7 protein-coding genes are annotated in these 9,210 nt (G+C 75.6%); 6 read left to right on the forward strand and 1 reads right to left on the reverse strand.

What is annotated here, in order from left to right; genetic code table 11:
• The first annotated feature begins 30 nt into the window (after positions 1-30).
• Together metK and ACZ4FH_RS29215 are read left to right on the forward strand one after the other, a co-directional pair.
• Positions 31-1,239 (forward strand): methionine adenosyltransferase, encoded by a 1,209-nt coding sequence (gene metK / locus ACZ4FH_RS29210; protein ID WP_383646109.1) that lies wholly within the window; start codon positions 31-33, stop codon positions 1,237-1,239.
• Between the two features lie 138 nt (positions 1,240-1,377).
• Positions 1,378-3,519 (forward strand): primosomal protein N', encoded by a 2,142-nt coding sequence (locus tag ACZ4FH_RS29215; protein WP_467308613.1) that lies wholly within the window; start codon positions 1,378-1,380, stop codon positions 3,517-3,519.
• Positions 3,520-3,885: 366 nt separating this feature from the next.
• Here ACZ4FH_RS29215 and ACZ4FH_RS29220 read toward each other — a convergent pair whose 3' ends face one another.
• Positions 3,886-4,416 carry a hypothetical protein gene (locus ACZ4FH_RS29220; RefSeq protein ID WP_467308614.1) on the reverse strand — a complete coding sequence of 177 codons (531 nt, stop codon included), beginning with the start codon at positions 4,414-4,416 and terminating at the stop codon, positions 3,886-3,888.
• 274 nt (positions 4,417-4,690) lie between these two features.
• On the opposite strand from ACZ4FH_RS29220, the gene fmt reads away from it, so the two are divergent.
• The 4 genes from fmt to ACZ4FH_RS29240 all read left to right on the forward strand — a co-directional run bounded on the left by fmt (position 4,691) and on the right by ACZ4FH_RS29240 (position 9,111).
• Positions 4,691-5,623: a methionyl-tRNA formyltransferase gene (fmt, locus tag ACZ4FH_RS29225; protein ID WP_467308616.1), complete on the forward strand. Its 933-nt coding sequence runs from the start codon at positions 4,691-4,693 to the stop codon at positions 5,621-5,623.
• A 75-nt stretch (positions 5,624-5,698) separates the two neighbouring features.
• Positions 5,699-7,132, forward strand: coding sequence for an RsmB/NOP family class I SAM-dependent RNA methyltransferase (locus ACZ4FH_RS29230; protein ID WP_467308618.1), 1,434 nt, complete (start codon positions 5,699-5,701; stop codon positions 7,130-7,132).
• 128 nt (positions 7,133-7,260) lie between these two features.
• Complete coding sequence (gene rpe, locus ACZ4FH_RS29235) at positions 7,261-7,944, forward strand: ribulose-phosphate 3-epimerase (protein WP_467308620.1); 684 nt, start codon at positions 7,261-7,263, stop codon at positions 7,942-7,944.
• Positions 7,945-8,094: 150 nt separating this feature from the next.
• Positions 8,095-9,111, forward strand: a complete 1,017-nt coding sequence (locus tag ACZ4FH_RS29240; protein ID WP_467308647.1) for a sugar-binding transcriptional regulator — start codon at positions 8,095-8,097, stop codon at positions 9,109-9,111.
• Positions 9,112-9,210 lie beyond the last annotated feature (99 nt).

A 9,210-nucleotide genomic window follows, 5' to 3' on the forward strand; every position in this document is an offset into this window, starting at 1 on the left:
CCAGCAGCCGCTGCAACCCCAGGGAGCGATGTGTCCCGCCGTCTCTTCACCTCGGAGTCCGTCACCGAGGGCCACCCCGACAAGATCGCCGACCAGATCAGCGACACCATTCTCGACGCGCTTCTGCGCGAGGACCCGACGTCGCGCGTCGCCGTCGAAACCTTGATCACCACCGGTCAGGTGCATGTCGCGGGTGAGGTCACGACCAAGGCCTACGCCGACATTCCGACCCTGGTCCGCAACAAGGTCCTGGAGATCGGCTACGACTCCTCCAAGAAGGGCTTCGACGGCGCCTCCTGCGGCGTCTCGGTCTCCATCGGCGCGCAGTCCCCGGACATCGCGCAGGGCGTCGACACCGCGTACGAGAAGCGGGTGGAGGGCGATGAGGACGAGCTCGACAAGCAGGGCGCGGGCGACCAGGGCCTGATGTTCGGCTACGCCTGCGACGAGACGCCCGAGCTGATGCCGCTGCCGATCTACCTCGCGCACCGGCTCTCCCGCCGCCTCTCCGAGGTCCGCAAGAACGGGACCATCCCGTACCTGCGCCCCGACGGCAAGACCCAGGTCACCATCGAGTACGACGGCGACAAGGCCGTCCGTCTCGACACCGTCGTCGTATCCTCGCAGCACGCGAGCGACATCGACCTGGACTCGCTGCTCGCACCCGACATCCGCGAGTTCGTCGTCGAGCACGTGCTGACGCAGCTGGTCGAGGACGGCATCAAGCTGGACACCGACGGCTACCGCCTGCTGGTCAACCCGACCGGGCGCTTCGAGATCGGCGGCCCGATGGGCGACGCCGGCCTCACCGGCCGCAAGATCATCATCGACACCTACGGCGGCTACGCCCGCCACGGCGGCGGTGCCTTCTCGGGCAAGGACCCGTCGAAGGTGGACCGCAGCGCCGCGTACGCGATGCGCTGGGTCGCCAAGAACGTCGTCGCCGCCGGGCTCGCCGCCCGCTGCGAGGTCCAGGTCGCGTACGCGATCGGCAAGGCCGAGCCGGTCGGTCTCTTCGTCGAGACCTTCGGCACCGCCGCGGTCGACACCGAGAAGATCGAGCACGCCATCGGCGAGGTCTTCGACCTCCGCCCGGCCGCGATCATCCGCGACCTCGACCTGCTCCGCCCGATCTACTCCCAGACCGCTGCCTACGGCCACTTCGGCCGTGAGCTGCCGGACTTCACCTGGGAGCGCACCGACCGGGTGGACGCCCTGCGCGCGGCCGCGGGCCTCTAGGGACCCGCGGGGATCCGTCCGTACGCGGGAGCCCGGACACCGAGCACGTTCGGTGTCCGGGCTCCCGCGCGTCCGCCCCGGGACCGGCGACGGCCGGGACCGGGGCGGCTGTCAGTGCCGTCTGGTAGGGATAGGGCTGTGAGCAGCGACGACAAGCGGTCCGACGCACCCGAGCCCGGGGCGCCGGAACAGCTCGCGCTGATCCGCGAGACCGTGCGCACCGCCCAGGTGCCCCGCGCCAAACCGCGCACCTGGCGCGGGGCCGCGCTGGCCAAGGAGCTGCCCGTCGCCCGCGTCCTGGTCAACAAGGGGGCGCTCCACCTCGACCAGTACTTCGACTACGCGGTGCCCGAGGAGCTGGACGCCGACGCCAGGCCCGGGGTGCGGGTCCGGGTGCGGTTCGGCGCCGGAGCGCGCCAGGTCCGGGGCGGACGCCGCGAGGGCGGCGGCCTCATCGACGGCTTCCTGATCGAGCGGCTCGCCGAGTCCGACTACAACGGCGCGCTCGCCGCGCTGGCCTCGGTCGTCTCGCCCGAGCCGGTCCTCGGTCCGGAGCTGCTCGCCCTCGCCCGCGCCGTCGCCGACCGCTACGCGGGCAGCCTCGCCGATGTGCTCCAGCTCGCGGTGCCGCCGAGGAACGCACGGGCCGAGGCGAAACCCTCCCCGGCCCCCCTGCCGCCTCCGCACGCCCCGGCCCCGGGGACCTGGACGCGGTACGGGCAGGGCCCCGCCTTCCTGTCCGCGCTGGCCGGCGGGGGAGCGCCGCGCGCCGTCTGGACCGCGCTGCCGGGGCCGCACTGGCCGCAGGAGATCGCCGCGGCCGTCACCGCGACGCTCGCCTCGGGGCGCGGCGCGCTGGTCGTGGTGCCCGACGGGCGGGCCGCCGGACGGGTCGACGCGGCCCTGACCGCCGCGCTGGGGGAGGGCCGGCACGCCGTGCTCACGGCCGGCTCCGGCCCCGAGAAGCGCTACCGGGAGTGGCTCGCCGTGCGGCGCGGCTCCGTCCGGGCGGTCGTCGGCACCCGGGCCGCGATGTTCGCCCCCGTCGCCGATCTCGGCCTGGTCGTCGTCTGGGACGACGGCGACTCCAGCCACAGCGACGACAACGCCCCCTTCCCGCACGTCCGCGAGGTGCTGGAGCTGCGCGCCACGCACGGCCGGTGCGCGTTCCTGCTCGGCTCGGTGAGCTGCACGGTGGAGGCCGCGCAGCTCGTCGAGAGCGGCTGGGCGCTGCCGTTGCGCGCGGACCGCGAGCAGCTGCGGACCGCGGCGCCGCTGGTGCGCACGGTCGGCGACGGCGAACTGGCCAGGGACGGCGCGGCCCGCGCCGCCCGACTGCCCAGCCTGGCCTGGCAGACCGTCCGGGACGGGCTGGGCACGGGACCGGTGCTCGTCCAGGTCCCGCGCCGGGGGTACGCGCCCCGGCTGGCCTGCGAGCGCTGCCGGGAGCCCGCACGGTGCCGGCACTGCGCCGGACCGCTGGAGGCGCCCGACCAGCAGGACCTGAACTGCGCCTGGTGCGGCCGGGCCGAGACGTCCTGGCACTGCGCGGCCTGCGGAGGCCGTCGGCTGCGGGCGCAGATCGTCGGTGCCCGCCGCACGGCGGAGGAGCTGGGCCGGGCCTTCCCCGCCGTGCCGGTCCGCACCTCGGGCCGCGACCACGTCCTGGAGTCGGTCCCGGACCGGCCCGCGCTCGTCGTCAGCACGCCCGGCGCCGAACCCGTCGCCGAGGGCGGTTACGCGGCGGCCCTGCTGCTGGACGGCTGGGCGATGGTCGGCCGCCCCGATCTGCGGGCGGGCGAGGAGGCCCTGCGCCGCTGGATCGCGGCCGCGGCGCTGGTGCGCGGCAGGCCCGACGGCGGCACGGTCGTGGTCGTCGCCGAGCCGACCCTGCGCCCGGTGCAGGCGCTGGTGCGCTGGGACCCCGTCGGCCATGCGCGGCGCGAACTGGCGGACCGGGCCGAGCTGGGCTTCCCGCCGGTGTCCCGGATGGCGTCGGTGGCGGGGGCGCCGGAGGCGCTGGCCGCCTTCCTGGCCGCCGCCGAGCTGCCGCCCGACGCCCAGGTGCTCGGCCCCGTCCCCGTGCCCGCCGCCGAGGCGGGACGCCCCCGCCGCCCCTTCGAGGCACCGGCCGGCCAGAGCTGGGAGCGGGTCCTGATCCGCGTGCCCCCCGGCAGCGGGGCGGCGCTGGCTGCCGCGCTCAAGAAGGCCCGGGTCTCGCGCCCGGGGAGCGGCGCGGGCGCGGTGCGGATCCGGGTGGACCCGCCGGACATCGGGTGAGCGGTGCGGGACGTTCTCGCATGCCGGAAGCCCTCGGGGACGCCGGGCTCCTCCCTGCGGGGTGGCCACGGTGCCCGTCGCCGGGCGGTCACCGGACCTCGGCCGAGCGGTGCGAAGCGCGTGCGTCCCAGTGCGCGGGGGCGCCCATGGGCGCCGGATCTCCTCCCGGCGCGCGGGGGATTCCCCGGGTGCCGGGCACCCGCGCGCGTTCGTGGGGGCGGCCCCGGTGCCCGTCGCCGGACAGGCACCGGAGGAACGTTCCGCCGCAAGGGCGGGAGTGAGCGGCCGGGCGCCCCGGGACGCCGGCCGGACGTGCCGCCGGGGCCGCCCCGCGCAGGAGTACGCGGGGCGGCCCCGGCGGACGGATCAGCCGTTGCGCGGGCCCGGGAACACGCCCGGCCGCACGTCCTCGCGGAGCGGCGGACGGTCCGCCGAGGGCTGCGGCGGCATCGAACGGGCCGCCGGGACGGACGGCAGCGCGGGGGACCCGGGCACCGGGCGCTGAGCCACGACCTCGGCCGCGCCTTCCGCCGCCACCGGCTGCGGGGCCGCGCGCCGGGTGCCGTAACGGCGGTGGACGGCCTGCTTGGTGACCCCGAGCGCGGAGCCCACCGCGTCCCAGGAGAAGCCCAGCGAGCGGTCGAAGTCCACCGCCGCCGTCACCAGGGTCTCGACGCTGTCCCGCAATTCCTGGGCCAGCCTCACGGTGGGGGCCGGGGCCCGTCCGTAGACGACGAAGCCCGTGGAAGGGCCGGAGCGGCGCGGACGGTAGACGTTGCCCAACTGGGCCGTGAGCGTGCGCAGCGCGTCCACCTGCCGCCGGACCCGCTCGATGTCCCGCACCAGAAGATGCAGACTGGCCCGCGCTTGGGCGTCGTGGGTTGCGTGGTCGGCCATGAAGAAGCCTCTCGAACCGGCGTTGAAAGGGATCGGGCCGCACGAGGGCGGCTCGCTTCGGTCAATCTCTCTTGACCAACGCGGCACCCGGGCCTCTGGTCACGCTCCCGGGGCGTATCCGCACATCCGAGGGGCGTGCGGGCGCGCGTACGCCCCCCGGGCTCCGGCCCCCGTACGACCGGGCGCACGCCCTCGGGCGCCCCGTCGGCACCGCCCCATAGACTGGTGCGTCGCTCGTCCCGCACCGTCAAGGCCCGAGAGGCAGCCACCACCCATGAAGCTCGTCTTCGCAGGCACCCCCGAGGTCGCCGTTCCCGCCCTGGACGCCCTGATCGCCTCCGGCCGTCACGAGGTCGCCGCCGTCGTGACCCGGCCCGACGCCCCCGCCGGGCGCGGACGGCGGCTGGTCGCCAGCCCGGTGGCCGAGCGGGCCGAGGAGGCGGGGATCGAGGTGCTCAAGCCGGCCCGGCCGCGCGACGAGGACTTCCTGGCCCGGCTCCGCGAGATCGCGCCCGACTGCTGCCCCGTCGTCGCCTACGGGGCGCTGCTGCCCAAGAGCGCCCTCGTCGTCCCCGCCCGGGGCTGGGTCAACCTGCACTTCTCGCTGCTGCCCGCCTGGCGCGGCGCCGCCCCCGTCCAGCACGCGGTCATGGCCGGCGACGAGGTGACCGGGGCCTCCACCTTCCTCATCGAGGAGGGGCTGGACTCCGGGCCCGTCTACGGCGTCCTCACCGAGGAGGTCCGGCCCACCGACACCAGCGGCGACCTGCTGACCCGGCTCGCCTTCGCCGGCGCCGGACTGCTCGCCGCGACGATGGACGGCATCGAGGACGGCACCCTGCACGCCGTGCCCCAGCCCGCCGAGGGGGTCACCCTCGCGCCGAAGATCACCGTCGAGGACGCCCAGGTCCAGTGGTCCGCGCCCGCCCTGCGCGTCGACCGGGTGGTCCGCGGCTGCACCCCCGCCCCCGGCGCCTGGACGCTCTTCCGGGGCGAGCGCCTCAAGCTGGTCCAGGCCCACCCCGTCGTCGACCGGCACGACCTGGCCCCCGGCGAGCTGTCCGCGACGAAGAACAGCGTCCACGTCGGCACCGGATCGCACGCCGTGGAGCTGCTCTGGGTCCAGCCCCAGGGCAAGAAGCCGATGCGCGCCGCCGACTGGGCGCGCGGGGTGCGCATCGTCCCCGGCGAGCTCCTCGGCGCCTGACGCGGCGGGCCGGGCCGGGCCGGGGACGTAGGCTGGGAGGGTTCGCCCCCTCACCTCCAGCGGAGCACCTTTCACGTGAACGACCAGCCGCGTCGCCGTCCCGCCAAGCCGCACCGCCGTCCCCAGAAGGACCCGGTCCGCTTCCTCGCCTTCGAGGCACTGCGGGCCGTCGACGAGCGTGACGCGTACGCGAACCTCGTCCTGCCCCCGCTGCTGAAGAAGGCCCGCGCCAAGGGCGGCTTCGACCAGCGGGACGCGGCCCTGGCCACCGAGCTGGTCTACGGGACGCTGCGCCGCCAGGGGACGTACGACGCGATCGTCGCCGCCTGCATCGACCGGCCGCTGCGCGAGGTCGACCCGCCGGTGCTGGACGTGCTGAACATGGGTGTGCACCAGCTGCTCGGCACCCGCATCCCGACGCACGCCGCCGTCTCCGCCAGCGTCGAGCTGGCCCGGGTGGTGCTGGGCGAGGGCCGTGCCAAGTTCGTCAACGCGGTCCTCCGCAAGGTGTCCGCCGACGACCTCGACGGCTGGCTGGCCAAGGTCGCACCCTCCTACGAGGAGGACGCCGAGGACCACCTCGCCGTCGTGCACTCCCACCCCCGCTGGGTCGTCTCCGCGCTCTGGGACGCGCTCGGCGGCGGACGCGCGGGCATCGAGGACCTGCTCGAAGCCGACAACGAGCGCCCCGAGGTCACCCTCGTCGCCCGCCCCGGCCGCTCCACCACCGGGGAACTCCTCGACGTCCTCGGCGAGGAGAACGGCCTGCCGGGCCGCTGGTCGCCGTACGCCGTGCGGATGGCCGAGGGCGGCGAGCCCGGCGCGCTGGACGCCGTGCGCGAGGGCCGGGCCGGGGTCCAGGACGAGGGCAGCCAGCTCGTGGCCGCCGCCCTGGCCAGCGCCCCGCTGGAGGGCGGGGACAGCCGCTGGCTCGACGGCTGCGCCGGCCCCGGCGGCAAGGCCGCCCTGCTCGCCGCCCTCGCGGCGGACCGCGGCGCGACCCTGCTCGCCGCCGAGAAGCAGCCCCACCGCGCCCGCCTGGTGGAGCGCGCGCTGGCCGGCAACCCCGGCCCGTACCAGGTGATCACCGCCGACGGCACCCGCCCGCCGTGGCTGCCCGGCAGCTTCGACCGGATCCTGATGGACGTCCCGTGCTCGGGTCTGGGCGCGCTGCGGCGCCGCCCGGAGGCCCGCTGGCGGCGCCGCAAGGAGGACCTGGAGGCCTTCGCGCCCCTCCAGCGCGCGCTGCTGCGCGAGGCGCTGAAGGCCGTCCGGGTCGGCGGCGTCGTCGGCTACGCGACCTGCTCGCCGCATCTGGCCGAGACCCGGGTGGTCGTCGAGGACGTCCTCAAGGGACGCGGCGGCGCGCCCGCCGAGGCCGAGTGGGTCGACGCCCGCCCGCTGATGCCCGGGGTGCCCGCGCTCGGCGACGGACCCGACGTCCAGCTCTGGCCGCATCTGCACGGCACCGACGCCATGTACCTGGCGCTGCTGCGGCGCACCGCCTGACCGTGCCGTCCCGCCCCCGGCCCGTGCCGGGGGCGAAAAGGCCGGGAATGCGCGAACCGTAATGATCCCGTGAGGCTTTGGGGCGCACCGAAGCGGGGAAGTGCCGCAGAACATGGCAGGCTTGGCCCATGGCCCAGATCAACCCCAGCATTCTCTCCGCCGACTTCGCACGTCTCGCCGAGGAGGCGCAGGCCGTCGAAGGCGCCGACTGGCTCCATGTCGATGTCATGGACAACCACTTCGTGCCCAATCTGACCCTCGGCGTGCCGATCGTGGAATCGCTCAGTCGGGCCACGTCCACCCCGCTGGACTGCCATCTGATGATCGAGGACGCGGACCGCTGGGCCCCCCAGTACGTCGAGGCGGGCGCGGGTTCCGTCACCTTCCACGCGGAGGCCGCCGCCGCCCCGGTGCGGCTCGCGCGGGAGATCCGGGCCAAGGGCGCCCGCGCCTCCATGGCGCTGAAGCCGGCGACGCCCGTCGAGCCGTACGAGGACCTGCTCCCCGAGCTCGACATGCTGCTGATCATGACCGTGGAGCCGGGCTTCGGCGGCCAGGCCTTCCTCGACATCATGCTGCCGAAGATCCGCCGCACCCGTGAGCTGATCTCCAAGCACGGACTGGAACTCTGGCTCCAGGTCGACGGCGGGGTCTCCGAGTCCACCATCGAGCGGTGCGCGGAGGCGGGCGCGGACGTCTTCGTCGCCGGTTCCGCCGTCTACGGAGCCGAGGACCCGGCCGCGGCGGTCCGGTCGCTGCGCGCCAGGGCCGACGGGGTGATCGCCTCGGCCGGCTGGGCCTGCGGCCACTGACCTCCGGCCGCCCGCGCCCCCGGCCGGACGACGGCCGGGCCAAGGGCGGATGAACGCGGTCCGACGGGACCGGTCAAGGATCGCCGTATCTGACAGGATGAACGGCGTATCGAGAGCGTGAACAGCAGTGAGGAGAACGCGGTGTCTGCAATGTCGGCGGGCAGGTCCGCCCTGCGGATGGGGCCCGCGGAGCTGGTCCAGGCGGCGGCCATGGCCCGCCGCTTCTACCTTGAGGGCAAGTCCAAGATCCAGATCGCCGAGGAGTTCGGCGTCAGCCGCTTCAAGGTCGCCCGGGTCCTGGAGACGGCGCTGGAGCGTGACCTCGTACGGATCGAGATCCGCGTCCCCGCCGAACTGGACGCCGAGCGCTCCGACGCGCTCCGCGCCCGCTACGGACTGCGTCACGCGGTCGTCGTCGAGTCCCCGGCCGAGGAGCAGGACGACGCCGCCGACCCGGAGAACCTGGGCGAGGTCGCCGCGGATCTGCTCGGCGAACTGGTGACCGAGGGGGATGTCCTCGGGCTCGCCTGGGGGCGGTCCACGATCCACATGGCGGCGGCCCTCGACCGTCTGCCGCCGTGCACGGTCGTGCAGCTCACCGGCGTGTACGACGCGGGGACGGCCGAGCGCGGCTCGGTCGAGGCGGTCCGGCGGGCCGCCCAGGTATCGGGCGGCGAGGCCCACCCGATCTACGCGCCGATGCTGCTGCCCGATCCGGCGACGGCCGCCGCGCTGCGCCACCAGACGGGCATCGCGCGCGCCTTCGAGTACTTCGACAAGGTGACGGTCGCGGCCGTCTCCATCGGTTCGTGGGAGCCGGGCATCTCCACGGTCCACGACATGCTCTCCGACGCGGAGCGGCGCCACTACGCCTCGCTGGGCGTCGCCGCCGAGATGTCGGCGCACCTCTTCGACGCGGACGGCCGGCGGGTCGGCCGCGACCTCGGGGAGCGCTGCATCACGGTCGAGGCGGACCGGCTGCGCCGGATTCCCGAGGTGGTGGCGATCGCCGGCGGCCAGCGCAAGGCCGCGGCGATCGGAGCGGTGCTGCGCTCGGGCCTGGTCACCAGCCTGGTGACGGACACGGCGGCGGCCGACTATCTGCTGACCGAGTCGGCGGCGCCGCGCCGTCCGGCGCTGGAGCGGGCCGACCCGGACGGCGACTGAGTCCCGGAAGACGCGTCGGGGGGGGGGGGGCCCGGGCCCCCCCCCCCCCCCCCCGGGGGGGCGGGGGGGGGGCGGCCCCCCCCCCCCGCCCCCCCCAAA

The sequence above is a fragment of the Streptomyces sp. NPDC024555 genome (genome assembly GCF_055559335.1).